16 protein-coding genes are annotated in these 13,783 nt (G+C 64.0%); 1 reads left to right on the top strand and 15 read right to left on the bottom strand.

Annotation, left to right across the window (positions count from 1 at the left end; translation table 11 throughout):
- Nucleotides 1-9: 9 nt before the first annotated feature.
- The 15 genes from CXY72_RS15005 to CXY72_RS15075 form a co-directional block, all read right to left on the bottom strand.
- Nucleotides 10-1,593 (bottom strand): flagellar hook-length control protein FliK, encoded by a 1,584-nt coding sequence (locus tag CXY72_RS15005; protein ID WP_104128463.1) that lies wholly within the window; start codon nucleotides 1,591-1,593, stop codon nucleotides 10-12.
- Entirely contained in the window at nucleotides 1,590-2,258 is a 669-nt protein-coding gene (locus tag CXY72_RS15010) for a C40 family peptidase (RefSeq protein ID WP_104128464.1), read from the bottom strand. Before CXY72_RS15010 ends, CXY72_RS15005 begins: the two co-directional genes overlap by 4 nt.
- Nucleotides 2,255-2,719: a flagellar export protein FliJ gene (locus CXY72_RS15015; RefSeq protein ID WP_104128465.1), complete on the bottom strand. Its 465-nt coding sequence runs from the start codon at nucleotides 2,717-2,719 to the stop codon at nucleotides 2,255-2,257. The genes CXY72_RS15010 and CXY72_RS15015 overlap by 4 nt, the downstream gene beginning before the upstream one ends.
- Nucleotides 2,716-4,053, bottom strand: a complete 1,338-nt coding sequence (locus CXY72_RS15020) for a FliI/YscN family ATPase (RefSeq protein WP_104128466.1) — start codon at nucleotides 4,051-4,053, stop codon at nucleotides 2,716-2,718. Before CXY72_RS15020 ends, CXY72_RS15015 begins: the two co-directional genes overlap by 4 nt.
- On the bottom strand, nucleotides 4,050-4,667 hold the full coding sequence (locus tag CXY72_RS15025; protein WP_104128467.1) for a FliH/SctL family protein: 618 nt from the start codon (nucleotides 4,665-4,667) through the stop codon (nucleotides 4,050-4,052). The genes CXY72_RS15020 and CXY72_RS15025 overlap by 4 nt, the downstream gene beginning before the upstream one ends.
- Nucleotides 4,657-5,673 (bottom strand): flagellar motor switch protein FliG, encoded by a 1,017-nt coding sequence (gene fliG, locus CXY72_RS15030; RefSeq protein ID WP_104128468.1) that lies wholly within the window; start codon nucleotides 5,671-5,673, stop codon nucleotides 4,657-4,659. Before fliG ends, CXY72_RS15025 begins: the two co-directional genes overlap by 11 nt.
- Nucleotides 5,670-7,286, bottom strand: coding sequence for a flagellar basal-body MS-ring/collar protein FliF (fliF, locus tag CXY72_RS15035; protein WP_104128469.1), 1,617 nt, complete (start codon nucleotides 7,284-7,286; stop codon nucleotides 5,670-5,672). Before fliF ends, fliG begins: the two co-directional genes overlap by 4 nt.
- On the bottom strand, nucleotides 7,286-7,600 hold the full coding sequence (fliE, locus tag CXY72_RS15040) for a flagellar hook-basal body complex protein FliE (RefSeq protein WP_104128470.1): 315 nt from the start codon (nucleotides 7,598-7,600) through the stop codon (nucleotides 7,286-7,288). The genes fliF and fliE overlap by 1 nt, the downstream gene beginning before the upstream one ends.
- Entirely contained in the window at nucleotides 7,600-7,989 is a 390-nt protein-coding gene (locus CXY72_RS15045; RefSeq protein WP_104128471.1) for a flagellar basal body rod protein FlgC, read from the bottom strand. The genes fliE and CXY72_RS15045 overlap by 1 nt, the downstream gene beginning before the upstream one ends.
- Complete coding sequence (locus CXY72_RS15050) at nucleotides 7,986-8,327, bottom strand: flagellar basal body protein (RefSeq protein ID WP_104128472.1); 342 nt, start codon at nucleotides 8,325-8,327, stop codon at nucleotides 7,986-7,988. The genes CXY72_RS15045 and CXY72_RS15050 overlap by 4 nt, the downstream gene beginning before the upstream one ends.
- 157 nt (nucleotides 8,328-8,484) lie before the next feature.
- Entirely contained in the window at nucleotides 8,485-8,844 is a 360-nt protein-coding gene (locus CXY72_RS15055) for a hypothetical protein (RefSeq protein ID WP_158252596.1), read from the bottom strand.
- Complete coding sequence (fliS, locus tag CXY72_RS15060; protein WP_104128606.1) at nucleotides 8,837-9,271, bottom strand: flagellar export chaperone FliS; 435 nt, start codon at nucleotides 9,269-9,271, stop codon at nucleotides 8,837-8,839. Before fliS ends, CXY72_RS15055 begins: the two co-directional genes overlap by 8 nt.
- A 5-nt stretch (nucleotides 9,272-9,276) precedes the next feature.
- Nucleotides 9,277-10,656, bottom strand: coding sequence for a flagellar filament capping protein FliD (gene fliD, locus CXY72_RS15065; RefSeq protein WP_104128474.1), 1,380 nt, complete (start codon nucleotides 10,654-10,656; stop codon nucleotides 9,277-9,279).
- Nucleotides 10,657-10,819: 163 nt separating this feature from the next.
- Complete coding sequence (locus CXY72_RS15070) at nucleotides 10,820-11,974, bottom strand: flagellin (RefSeq protein ID WP_104128475.1); 1,155 nt, start codon at nucleotides 11,972-11,974, stop codon at nucleotides 10,820-10,822.
- A gap of 191 nt (nucleotides 11,975-12,165) precedes the next feature.
- A complete protein-coding gene (locus tag CXY72_RS15075; protein WP_104128476.1) occupies nucleotides 12,166-12,990 on the bottom strand; it encodes a sigma-70 family RNA polymerase sigma factor in 825 nt (274 codons plus the stop codon).
- Between the two features lie 290 nt (nucleotides 12,991-13,280).
- Here CXY72_RS15075 and CXY72_RS15080 point away from each other — a divergent pair, with 290 nt between their 5' ends.
- Entirely contained in the window at nucleotides 13,281-13,766 is a 486-nt protein-coding gene (locus tag CXY72_RS15080) for a flagellar protein FlgN (protein WP_104128477.1), read from the top strand.
- Nucleotides 13,767-13,783: the final 17 nt, after the last annotated feature.

The raw sequence follows: 13,783 nt of genomic DNA on the forward strand, positions 1-13,783 counted from the left end.
TTTCTCCTTCTAAGCCAGTACGTCAATGGTGTGGGTAGATCCGAATTGGGGTGGTCGTTGCTCGCGCGGAATATCCGGTGCTCGGCCGTCTGGGCTCCGAGCGTCGCTATTGCGTCCGTCAGCCTCGGAGCGCGGCTGACGGGTAGCGCTCGGATCGCCGGCCTGGCTGTCGGACGACAGGTTGAGCTGGGCGCTCAGCCCGGAACCGGCGAGGTCACGACGTAGGTCGGGCAAAATTACGCGCAGGGCGTCGCGGGCCAGGTCTGTAGGAGCGAACAGCTCCACCCGAATACCCTCCCCCGTCACATGCGCCCGCACGGTGACCGGTCCCAGATTGTCGGGCGACACGCTGATGGTCAGCACGTGCTCGCCGGGAGCCGCAGTGGCGAGCGAGAACAGTGGCTTCATGATCTGGGCGGTGAGCGGCATGGCGTTGACCAAAGCGGGCGCAGCCACTACAGCAGTTGTGGGGGTCGACACCACGGCCGGCAACCCGATGGGCCCAGCAGTGGGCAGGGCGGATGCCGCGGGCGCTGATGAAGTCGATGATGCCGAGTGCGCGACGGCGTCGGCAACGGCGCCTCGCCCGGTCAGCCGTACGGAGTCGGGCACCGCGAAGCCAGACGCCCCCGCGATGGTCACCGCGGTGTTCAGCGTGGCAGTGTTTCTCACCGCACCGGCTTGCACCCCATCAACCAATGCCGGGACACCTGCCGCAGTTGCCGGGATGTCTACCGCAGTTACCGGGACGTTTACCGCAGTTGCCGGGACACGTGACGCAGTTACCACTCCGGCGATTGCTGAGGCGGACGGCGGAGTCGTCGGCGTTGCCACAGTTGCTGTGACAGATGCTGTGACATCAGCCGCGGCATCGGCCGTGGCGAACGCCGTGGGTAGGGCATCAGCCCCGGCATCAGCCGGGACGGTGGCGCGGCCCGAGGCCGGCGCCGCTTGAGCCGCAGCGGTCGAAGCTGCGGCGACGACGGAGGCGAACGTCGTGGTGGTCGGGTCTGCTGCGCCCGCATCGCCGGTGGGGAGTACAACAGCGATAGTTCTCGCTGCTGGGTCGGGGGTACGCAGTGCGGGGATCGTTGCCACGGCGGCCGAAGCAATCGAGGCCGCTGAACCCGCCGTGACACCGAAGGTACCTGCCGTTGCGGCCAGTGCCGCAACGGCCGCCGTGAGAGGTGCCGCCGCATCGAGTGCGCTCCAGTTGGCACCGAAAGCGGAGGTTACCGAATGGCCAGTACCGTCGGCTACCACTGCGGCCGTGTTGACCCACGCAAAAGCCGCCGGGAACGACGCCGGGACCAGTGGAATGGTTGCATCTGCTGCGACAGGATCAGGGTGCACTACGGACAACGACGTCGTCGAACCGTTTGTGGAATCCGCAGCATGACCCCCCGTCGGCTGCGTCGACACCGGCGGCTCCGTCGACACCGGAGCCGAAGAAGCGTCAAGGTCCGCCGCAAGGGTGTCATCCATGATCGCCCCGAAGGAGTCGGCGCCCGGCGAAACCGACTTCGTCTCGCGCGGAGCAGAGGGCACGGGCGGCGCTGCAGCTATCCGAAATTGACCGAGAGTGAGACTCATAGTGCGCTTCCCGTAGTTGTTGAGTTCTGCTGGGCGAAAGCGGCAAAAGCAGCGTTGAGCCTGTCGGCAGAGCCGGCGCCCGTGACAGCGGTGTCGGTCGGAATGATCCGGCGGATGGTGGTGATGTCGGCATCCGTCATATATGCCTCGCGCAGGCAAACGGTACGGCCTGGATACGGCGCATGAATGACTTTGTTATCGCCGGCGTAGATAAGAATGTGGTCGCCACCGCCAGTGACGATGAGGTCGCCAGGCTGGGCTTCGGCAAGGGAAGCGACCTCGGTTCCCATCTTCATCTGCCCCGACACGAGTCGCGGCAGTTCTATTCCGATATCGGCATAGACGGTCTGCACGAGTCCGGAGCAGTCCATTCCGCTCGAATCTTCACCACCGAACACGTAGGGCACCCCAAGGTACTTCTCCGCGGAGGCGACCACGTCGGTGACGGTTGCGCCCGTGCCCGATCCGGTCGCGCTGGTTGCGGTGGTGCCGGCGGTGCCGAGTGCCGCCGCGAGAGTCGCGGCAAAGCTCCCAGCCGAGGCGGACGCCGCAGCGGTCGTCGCCGCTGCGGCCGTTGTCGTTACCCGGTCTGCAGGCGCACCGGAGAGCTGCTGCAGAGTGGCCTGGATCTGGCTGATTCGCCCCATGGCCGCGATCATCGTCATGGTGTCTCCTCCTCGTTCCTTGTGGTGGTATCGCTCGTGGCGGTATGTGAGCGATGCCAGCGTGCCCCGGCAATTTCGTCGAGCACGGTCTGCTCCGCGTGCAGGTCTTGCGCCAGCAGGGCGGCAGCGTGCCGCTCGTGCAGTTTTTCGAGCGCGACCGACTCGGCCCTGGCCGCGTTGAACGTTTTCTGGGCCGAATCCAGGCTCTCCTGGTGGTTGCGGCTAACGGCTTCAAGCTCGGCCAGCATGCTGCGCGATGAGGACCGTGCTGCGGCCATGGCGTTGAGTGCGGCAATGGTCTGCGGGGAATTGCCGAGGGCGCCGAGTGCGGTGCGGGCGCGCCCATGGCGGGCCTCGCTCGCCGCCACCCGCGCGTTCGCTTCGGCCAGGTCGAGGGCAGACTGGTCCTGCTGCAGCTTGCGCAGGCGCAGCAGTCCGGCGAGAGGAAAGAGGCGGCTCATGCGACAGCTCCAAACGCACGGGTCAGTCGGGTGAGTTCGGCCCAGGCCTGCTCGCTGGGAGTCTGGTCGTTCATCCGCTGCTGAAGAAAAGCTTTGATGGCCGAGTCGTTCTCAACGGCCGCATCGACCATTGGGTTGGTGCCGGCCCGATACGCTCCGACGTCGAGCAGGTCCTGCGCGCCCTGACGGGCCGCCATCACCGTGCGCAGGGCCGTCGCGATCGCGTTTCGTTCCGGACTGTTCACCCGCGCGGCAACGCGAGAAATGGAGGCGAGCACATCGACCGACGGAAAATGGCCGGTGATGGCGAGCTTACGGTCGAGCACGACGTGACCGTCGAGAATAGACCGCGCCGCGTCTGCGATCGGTTCGTTGTGGTCATCGCCGTCGACGAGCACGGTGTAAATTCCCGTGATCGAGCCCGTTTCCCCGGTTCCGGCGCGTTCGAGGAGTCGGGCAAGCACCGAGAACGTCGACGGTGGATAGCCGCGGGTAGCCGGCGGTTCGCCGACGGAGAGGCCGATTTCGCGCTGGGCCATGGCGACGCGGGTAAGCGAGTCCATCATGAGCATGACGTCGGCGCCCTGATCGCGAAACGATTCGGCGATGCGGGTCGCGGTGAACGCGGCGCGCAACCGCATCATTGCGGGTTCGTCCGAGGTGGAGACCACGACGATGGAACGAGCCAGGCCTTCCGGGCCCAGGTCGTCTTCGAGAAACTCCCGTACCTCACGCCCGCGCTCCCCCACCAGCGCGATGACCGATACCTGCGCATCCGTTCCCCGGGCAATCATCGACAATAATGACGACTTCCCCACGCCGGAACCAGCGAACAGCCCCATGCGCTGGCCACGCCCGACCGTCGTGAGCGTGTCGAGAACGCGCACGCCCAGGTGCAGCGGGGTCATGATACGTGCCCGGTGCATGGCCGACGGGCTGTCATGTTCGAGTAAAACGGCACCGTCGGAATCGAGCGGCCCCTTGCCGTCGATCGGGCGGCCGAGACCGTCGATGACGCGCCCGAACAGGCCGCGACCGGTAGGCACGAGCAGGGACGAACCGGCTGATCGCACCCGGGCCCCCGCCTGCAACCCGATGATACGGCCGAGCGGCATACACCGAATGCTGGTCTGGGTCGTGGCGACGACCTCGGCATCGATTCCTTCGTGGCCTGGACGGGCGTCAAGAGTGACAATGTCGCCGATTGCCGAGCGCAGGCCACGCACCTCCACGCCGAGCCCGACGATGGACGACACGATACCGACCCGCTCTGGGCGGCCGGCTTCGATCGCTTGTGCGAGCCGTGCGGTGCGTGGGCGCCAGGCTGTGATCATGCTTCGACCTCGGCAAGGGCGGCCTTCGCGCGGGCGAACGCCGTGCTGATGCGTGCGTCGAGAAACCCGTCACTGAATTCCGTGATGGCGTCTCCGCGCTTGAGCTCGGAATCGGCGACGAAGCGGATGCTCTCCAGCGTCCGCGTCTGCGCGTGCAGCACGACCAGGTCCTCCGGGTGCATGCGAATGCTGTGGACCTCGCTGCGATCGAGTTGGTCGGGCTGGTACAGAGCGCGTTCCAAAGCCCGGCGAGCCGACGGCTCGGTGTGGCTGAGTTCGCAGCCCAGAATGGCTTCGGCCAGTTCGAGCGACGTATTCACGAGAGTGGATTCCGCCTGCTGAATCAGTGGGATGCTGCGTTCGTCGAGGGCCCGGGCGGCGGCGACGAGCAAACGCACCGCGTGGTCGATCTGCGTTTCGAAGTAGCGTTCATTTTCGGCATGTTCGGCGTTGATCTCTTCGGCGCGGCGCGCAACATCCCCTGCGGCCAAGCGCAGCCCTTCGGTATAGCCGGCGGCGTGGCCTACTGCGCGCGACTGCTCGGCGGCACGGTCCTGTTCTTCGTCGTGCAGACGCGGAAAGGCCATCCGACCGAACCCAGTGTCAGTTGACATATTCGTCCTCGGCACCGCGCTGCACCGTGATACTCCCCTGCGCTTCCATATCGCGAATAGCGCGCACGATTTCGGCGCGGGCGTCTTCGACTTGGCGCATGCGCACCGGACCAAGGCTCGTGGTCTCGTCGTCGAGCACATCGCGGTTGCGCTCGGAAAGGTTGGCCCGAATGACCTCGACGACGGCGTCGGTGCTGCCCTTCATCGCCAGGGCCAGCACATTCGTGTCGATTCCGCGCAGTACCTGCTGCACGTCCCGGCTTTCGAGCTTGACGATGTCGGCGAAGGTGAGCATGCGTGAACGAATCTCTTCCGCGAGGGCCGGGTCGCGTTCTTCGAGACTTTCCAGAAGCGCCCGCTCGGTGGCGGCATCCGCTCGGTTGATGATGTCAACGAGCGGCTGGATACCGCCGATCACTTCTGCGCTGGCGCGCGCCACGATCTTGCCGGTGCGCAGTTTGAGTGTGTCCGTGACGATGCGGATGGCCTCGGGGGTAGCACTGCCCATCGTGGCGATGCATTGGGCTACGTCGGTGCGCAAACTGGTCTCCATGCCGGCCAGAACCGCCGATGCTTGATCTCGCCTCAAGTGCGCCAGAACGAGAGCGACGGTCTGGGGCATTTCGCCATCGAGCAGGGTGAGTACGTCGCCGGGCTCTGATGGGTCTAGAAACTCGAAAGCCTTGCCGGCCATCGAGGTGGCGACCCGGTTCATGACGCCGGCCGCGCGTTCAGCGCCGAAGGAAGCCTCGAGCAGGCCGATCGCGAAGTCGTGCCCGCCCCTGGACAGACGGCGACCCTTGCGGCTAATTTCGTGAAATTCGTTCAGCGTGGCTTCGGCCAGTGCCGGATCGACGTTACGCAGTTGAACGATCTCGCCCGCGATGACCTCGGCTTCGATATCGCTGAACTCTTTCATGACCTCGGTCGCGCGCTGACGGTCCATGTTCATGAGCACGACGGCCACCTTCTGGGTGCCGCTCAATACCGTGAGTACATCGCTCATGCTGGCTGCCTGTCGTCCATGAGTCCGCGCAGGAACTCCGCGGTGCCCCGCGGGTCGCTCTGAGCGAGCGCATCGATTTCTGCACGACGGAGGTCGGTGTCGCTGGGCACGAACGCCACGGTCGGGAGGATCTTGGTCGGGGTGTCGTTGCCCTGGTCAAGGAACAGGGTTGCCCGTGACGCGGTGACCGACAGCGGTGTCGGTACTTCACCGAGCGCATCCTGCACTTGCGTCAGGTCACCGATCTCGACCGATTCCCGGCTCTGGCGCCGTGATCGACGTGCGTACAGAATGAGGCTGACAACGAGCGTGATGACAATGCCGGCGGTAATCACAGACACCCGCAGAATATCGGCGAACCGTTCGGCGGCCGCGGCATCCGCTGCTGCTTGGAGCGCTGCTGCTGCTGCTGTGGCACCGGCGGTGTCAAAGGCCATGACCTCGACGGTGACTGCGTCACCGCGAATGGCGTCGATTCCAGCGGCGGAGGTGACGAGGGAGGTAATGTCCGCCACGTTGAGATTGGCGGCGGCATCCGCGTCGACGGCTACAGAGACCGTCTGCCGGGTGATTGCCCCGGCCGGGATAATTCGGCTCTCGGTCACTTTATTGACCGCGTTGTTGCGGGTGGTCGACTCGCTCGCGAACGTGCCGTCGGAGGCACCATCGGCCGCGACGGCTGCCTCTGCCCCGAGTACACCGGCGGCGTTGCCCCCGGTTCCCGTATAGGTTTCCGTGTCAACGGATTCGTTGAGGGCCGGAGTCTCGATCGGGGCGGTGAAGGACTCTTCCACCCGTTCGGCCGATTCATAGCTCATGTCGGCAGCAACGACGACGGTGGCGTTGCCGGCACCGACGACCTTGTCGAGCATGGCCTGCACGGCGTTACCGACACGAGATTCGTAGTCAGAGGCCTGTTGCTCCGCACCCCCCGTGGCGCCGATTCCGACGGCCGAGAGAACCGCGCCGGTCGAGTCGACGACAGCCACGTCGGCTGCGGCCATGCCGTCGATCGACGCGCTCGTCAGGTGGACTATCGCCTGCACCTGGTCGTTGGAGAGCGAAACGCCGTTTTCAGTTTCAACGAAAACGGATGCCGTCGGGTCGTTCTTCTCCGACACGAACACACTGTCTTCAGGGATCGCCAGCCGTACCGAAGCAATTTGAACGCCGTCGAGCGCACCGATGGTCTTGGCAAGTTCTCCCTCGAGTGCGCGCTTGTACGTTACCGACTGCTGAAACTCGCTCGACGTGACACCCATGGTGTCAAGCAGGGAATATCCCCCGGTGCTCGACGTAGGCAGGCCCGCCGAAGCCGCCTTGATGCGTTCGTCGTAGACGTTCGCTTCGGGCACCAGAATGGTGGCGCCGCCATTTGCCAACTGGTACTCGACGCCGTCAGCCCTCAACTGTTCGACGATGCTATTGGCGTCTTCGCCGCTGAGACCGGAGAACAGGGGCGTGAAAGCCGGCTTGGTCACCCACATGCTGAGCGCGGCGATGCCGAGTACGAGTACCGCGACGCCAATGATGGCGACTGTGCGCTGGGCAATGGTGAACTCGCGAATGGCGTTTCCGAAGCGCTTGAACACGCTGGTGACCTGCCGGGGCATCAGGCCTGCATCCTCATGATCTCGTTGAACGCGTCGACGCCTTTGTTACGCACGGCGGCGACGAGTTCCATGGTCACCTGCGCGCGAGTAGACGCAATCGTGGCGGTGTGAATGTCATTGAGGTCACCGGTCACGGCCTGAATAGCGAGGGCGTTCGACGTTCCTTGCAGCTGCTGCAGGTTGTCGACGGCGCCCGAGAGCGCGGTGCCGAAGCCGGAGCCATCAATGCGCTGCGTGCCCGTCGTGGCAGAAGTGCCCATGACGCCGGAGAGCGATGTTGCGGCGGTGGTTGCGTTGATAGCGCTGAGCGGCATCAGCCACGTCCGATCTGTAGTGCGGCTTCGTAGGCAGTCTTGGCCCGGTCGACGACGGCGGCGTTGGCCTGGTAGCCACGTTGGGCCATGATGAGGTTGCCCATCTGCTTCGCCAGGTCGATTTCTGGGTACCGCACGTAACCGTCGGCATCGGCCAAAGGATGCTCCGGCTCGTAGACGAGGGTTCCCTCAGCCCCGCCAAATGCGGCGCTCGCGCTGGCTCCGACGTTGCCGACACCTTCCTGCGCCACGATATAGCGTTCCTGGAAGGCGGCGTCGTTGGTTGCCGTGGCGGTATTGGCGTTGGCGAGGTTGTCGGCGATGGCGTCGAGCCATTTGCGGTGCAGGGTCATTCCGCTTCCGGCGATACCGATGGCGTCGACCATCAGGCGGTCTTCATCGCGACGCGCATTGACGTGGCCGGCCCCTCGACTGCCCGAGCCGCGAACTGGTAGCGCAACAACGCATCGATGTTGGCGAGGGTCTCGGTGTCGAGGTTGACGTTATTGCCGTTCAGCAGGGTGGGATCAAGTGAGCGCTCGGTTGTGGCCGCCGCCAGGCCGCTGCCATCGGCGACTGACTGGGCCAAAGCGTTCTCGAAGGAGACGACCTTGGCGTGATAGTTGGGCGTATTGATATTCGCGATGTTGTTCGCGATCGTGCGCTGGCGCAGGGCCAGACCGTCCAATGCACTAGTGAGGGCTAGAGAGGTCACGGAATCAAGCATGCGTACCCGCTTCGTCGACGAAAAACACGACGGCCGATCCGTGGCCTGATTGTGAGCACTCCGTGCTCACAACTTGCTATCGGTCAGCCCGACAGAAGCGTAAGCAGTTCGGGAGAACATTCTCTGGGATTGTTGCGCTACGGGTGATAGCGGTTGTTCACCCGGCAACATCCAGATACACGGATGCCCGCGCGTCGCGATCCGAAGGCACCAACCGTACGGCCGTGAGGTGTTTCAGTGTGACGCTTCGCGCCTGTTCGAGTTCGATGATGAGTTTTTGCTGGTTGGTGAGCAAATCACTGGCTCGAACGGCGAAGTCCGCAGGCAGGGTGCCGAGGCCGACCGGCGGTGTCCAGATCGTCAGTGCCGACGCGAGTTCCCCCTCCGCGCTGGTTGACCCTGACGTGGTTCGCGCCGCCATGGTTCGCGCCGCTGCGTCAAGCGAGAGTTCAAGCGCGTCAAGGGCGGCCACCCATGCGACGCGAGCGGCGGCATCCGTTGTGGCGGTCTTAGCCAATGCCGAGCTCACCGCTTCGGCCTGCGGCTGGCGCCGGCGTGGCCGGCAGCAGATCAGCCGCTTCGTGCCAGGTCTGCCGCAGCGGCTCGAGCAGCACGATGCACTCGTGCGTGCGGGCGGGGTTGCGGCTGGTGTTCGCGCTGACCATAGCGGTGGAGACATAGGTATAGAGCGAGAAGAGCCCCTCGCCGCCGTCCCACGCCTCGACGATGAGTGACGTGCTCAACTCCGACACGATTGCTTGGGCGTGCAGCAGATTGTCTGACGCTGTCTGCCAGTCCTGACGCTGCTGGGCCGCTTCGGCGCGGTTCAAATCGAGCAGCAGGCGGTCGTAGAGCATCGTGAGCAGCCGAACCGGGGTGGCTGAGAGCACCGCGTCGCGGTTGTAGCGCGAACGCTGGGCGTTGGATCCTGCACTCATGGTCATCGTCATCATTTCGAGGTGGAGCTGGTCAGGGCGCTGACCTGGGCGGTGAGCCAGGCCGACTGAGCGTTCATGTTGCTGAGCTGCACTTCCATCGCGGCGTAGGTGCGTTCCAGGGTGGACCGGCGCGATGCCAGTCGAAGGTCCCAGCTGTCGATCTGGGTGCCGAGGCTCTTCACCAGAGACTCCTGCCCGGTGATCTTCGACGTGATCATGCCGTCGTACTTGTCGGAGGCACTCGTGGCAGCAGTGGCGACGCGACTGGAGATCTCGCTGAGCACCAGCTTGACGAACTCGGGGTCGTTCTTCATCGCCGTGGCGAACTTGTCGGCATCGAATTCCAAGGTGCCGGTCTTGGTGATGCTGATGCCGATTTCACTCGGTGAGCGGCCGTCGACCGGAGCCGACGCCGCGTTCAGAATGAGCTGCTTGACATCGCGCACGGTGCTGTCGCCGCTGAACACGCCGCCCGAGACGATAGCTTTTCCGGTACTGTCGGTGCTGTTCACAACGGCAGACTTCGTCGAGATGAGCGCGAAGACACCGTTGAGTGAATCGACGAGGCCCTTGGCGAGCGAGCTGACCGCCGCATCATCACGACTCACCCTCACCGTTACCGGGTCCACCGACACGGCCGACACCGTGACCGCAACGCCCGGCAGCAGGTCGGCGAAGGTGTTGGTGGACGACGTGATCGCCTGCTCAGCGGCGGTGCCCTTCCACAGGGTGACCGAGGCGTCTTGGGCGGTGCGGATCAGCGCGGCACCGGGTGCCGTGAGCATGTTGGTCGAGGTGCCATCGGCCACCATGGCGGAGGTTCCGGCATGCAGCGCGAAGGCGCCGCCCCGGCCGGTCTCGTCGGCAACCAGCTGGAGACGGTACTGCGTCACGCCCGCGGCGTCGGTGCCGGAGGCGATCTTGGTGGCGGTGATGCCGGCTTCTGCCGCATTGATGGCCATGACGACGTCGTCGAGCGCGGTCGTGGCGGCGATGATTGCTGTTTCGGTACCGTCGTTTGCGACCAGGGTGTAGTCGACGGTCGAAGCTTCGCTCATCGCGGCGGTGACGCCCGACTGGGCCTGCGCGAGCTGGTCGACGACAATGTCGAGCGAGCCGGTGGCGGCGTTGCTCGACGCGGAGGTCGTCACCGTCGCGGAGCTGCTCGTAGCAGCGTAGATATCGAGGGAGTCGATGGTGGCGCTCTTGTTGGCGAGCGTGGCGAGCGAGGCGATCGAGGTGTTCAACCCCTGGAGCGCCGTTGCCAGGGCGTTGGAGCTGGAAACCCTGGCCTTCAGCTGATTTTGCGGGCCGGCCTCCAGGGTCATCAGTGAGTTGATGAGCGAAGTGGTGTCCAGGCCGCTGATCAGGCCATCGACTGCGAGAGACATTACGTGACCTTCTCTTGGTTTAGTGCTCTGGTGCATTCTGACAGAGCAGATGCCCGTGCTTGTGTGAAAAAAGCCTGGGGCTGCCGAGGCGCGTATCCAAAACGCGCCTCGGCCACCACCAAGCTCAGATCAGGATCGATCTGGTCGTGCGGTTGAGCGGGTGTTATTGGAGAAGCTGCAGAACGCCCGAGTTACTCTGGTTCGCCTGCGCGAGCATGGCGGTACCGGCCTGCGACAGGATGTTCGCACGAGTGTACTTGACCATCTCTTCAGCCATGTCGGTGTCGCGAATACGCGAACCGGCAGCGGTGAGGTTCTCCTTGGAGACGGCCAGGTTCTTGATGACGCTCTCGAAGCGGTTCTGCGAAGCACCGAGGTCTGCACGGGCGCTCGAGACGCTTGTCAGCTGCTTGTCCAATACGCCGATCGCGGCTGCGGCTCCGTCTGCAGTCGAGAAGTCCAAGGCAACATCCCCGACGGCGTTGCCTGCAACGCCATTTGCCGACCCGCTTACAGAAATTGCGTTGACAGTCTTAGAGGTAAGTTCGCTGTCATTCGACTCGATGCTGAACTTTGATGCGGTCGTATCGTATGTCACGGTGAAGTCCTGGCCCACGCCAGCCTGAAGCTTTGCCAAGACTGTGGCTTGATTGTCGTTAGCAGCCAATGCGATGCTGGGCTTGGTTACGCCACCACCCTGACCGATTACGACAGACACTTGAGTTGTCGTGTCGATCGTAAACCCATTGAGCTGAACGGCGCCGACCAATGCAGCCCCAGCCGCGTCCTTCCCGTTAAGCGCGTTCACAACAGTGTTGACGTTCGCAGTGCTCAGTTTGACGGCGATCTGACTACTCGCGTCGCCGTTCGCTCCGACCTGGAAGCTGAGGTCGGCGCCACCTGCGAGGAGCTTGGTGCCGTTGAAGTTGGTCGAAGCGCTGATACGAACCAGTTCCTCGCGAAGCGCATCTACCTCGGTCGTAATCGCCTGGCGTGAGTCCGCGTTGTTCGAGTCGTTACCGGCCTGAACGGCGAGGTCACGAACGCGCTGCAGAATGGACTGCACCTCGTTAAGCGAACCCTCAGCGGTCTGGATGACGCTGACGGCGTCCTGGGCGTTGCGGGCGGCGACGGTGAGGCCACCGACCTGCGACTTCAGGCCTTCCGAGATTGCGAGGCCGGCTGCGTCATCCGCTGCACGGTTGATACGGAGACCACTGGAGAGCTTTTCCAGCGACTTCGACAGGTCGTTCTGTGTTGTTGCGAGGTTGCGGTACGCGTTGTTCGCCGCAATGTTTGTGTTTACCTGCATGGCCATGATGAATCCTCCGTGATTGGGTCGAATACACCGGCCCATCCATGGGCCAGCACTTTGAGCTATCGGCCACTTCCCGAGGCTGGTTAGAAATCCGTAGGGACTGTTTTGTCAGCACCGTGCGTGGTGCTTACTGGTGAGCGTGCTTGATTGCAGCGCCACCGCAGGCGCCGACGTGCAGCGTCAAGAAAGAGTCAGGATGCGGCGCGGGCGGTGTCGAGACGTTGGGGTTCCTGCGCGGTGCGGGTCATTCCCACGCTCGCCAGGTCGGCGAGGCGGGACAGGTAGGCGCTGCGGCGGGCCGGCGCGATGCGGGACTCCGGCTTGAACTCCGCCACGGTCTCGTCGGAGTAGTGCGTGACCAGCCCGTCGCGCAGCAGGCGAATCGCTTCGGCACGCGTTTGCGACACGGCAGAGTGGGTGGTGCCAAGCTCAGTCGCGATGTCCTTGACCGAGCGATCATCGAAATAGATCTGTTCGACGATGGCACGCATCTTGTCGGGCAGGGCGCCGACCGCTGCGCGCAGGTAGACCAGGCGTTCGGTGGAGAGCAGTGATTCTTCTGGCATGGCGGTATCGGCCACGAGAAACTCGGCGGTTGTGTCGTCGAGGGCTGACAGGGTGCGGGCCGCATCGGCCAGGCCCGCCGCTGCGGTGTCGCGGTCGACGCCGAGAGCGTCAGCGATCTCGTTCACACGGGGGGTGCGCCCTAGTGCTGCCGAGAGCGTGTCCTGCACGGCGAGGGTTTCTTTGATGCGACGGCGAGCCGAGCGGGTGGCCCAGTCGCTCGAGCGCATGTCGTCGGCGAAAGCCCCGATAATGCGGCGGCGGGCGAAGGCACCGAAGGGAACTCCGAGAGCGGGATCGAAGGCATCCGCTGATGTAATCAGCGCCAGGGCGCCGGCCGACGCGAGGTCGTCGCGGGACAGGTGACGAGCCTTGGCCCAGACCTCCGATACCAGGTAGCCGACAAGCGGCAGGTTCTCCACGACGAGCGCATTACGGTCTTTCCGATTCACAGCGGCCCCCGAAACATGTCACGTGTCTCCAGCGCGGGGAAATGACCTGATCACCCCAACGCAAGGCACATCGGCCTCAGTGTCAAAGCTACCCCAGTTATGGGCAAATGGGGACCATTCAATGCCCATTTATGGCACAGTTTCGTCCTCTTTTTAGAGGACACGCTCGCTATTTTCACCGTGAATTCTCTAACCGGCATGACAGGGTGGCCGATAGTGGTCACGAATGAACTGGACGGCACGCATCGGTGTGACGCTGGCCTAGGCCAAAAATGATGGGTGGAGTAGTCATGGGCGCCAATGAACTGTCTGCGCTGCTGTGGCGCGAACGCGAGCTGTTGGAGCTTCTCATCTTCAAACTCCAAGAGGAGCAGTTGCTGCTCCAGGGCGGCAAATCGCGCTGGCTGCAGTACGCCACACGGGAAGTCGAACAGGTTTTGATGTTGGTACGGGAGGCAGGCCTCGGCCGCACGGTCGAAGTCGCTGCGCTGGCCACCCAGTGGGGCACTTCCGAGGACGCCACCCTGAGTGAACTCGCTGCACACTCCCCGGCCGGCCCGTGGGGCGAAATCTTCGCCTCTCACCTCAAGGCCATGGGCGATCTCACCCTGCAGATCAGGGCGCTGCGAGACACGAACGAACGATATATCCGTGCAGCGGTTCGCTCCACTCAGGAGACCCTGAGCACGTTGAACGTCAACTCCCGTACCTACGACGCGAGTGGCGCAAACGCCGCTCCCGAAACCGCCGCTCGCATCTTCGACCGCAACCTGTGAGGCACCTCATGACCTAT

This window comes from Cryobacterium sp. Y57 (assembly GCF_002929505.1).
GTDB lineage: Bacteria > Actinomycetota > Actinomycetes > Actinomycetales > Microbacteriaceae > Cryobacterium.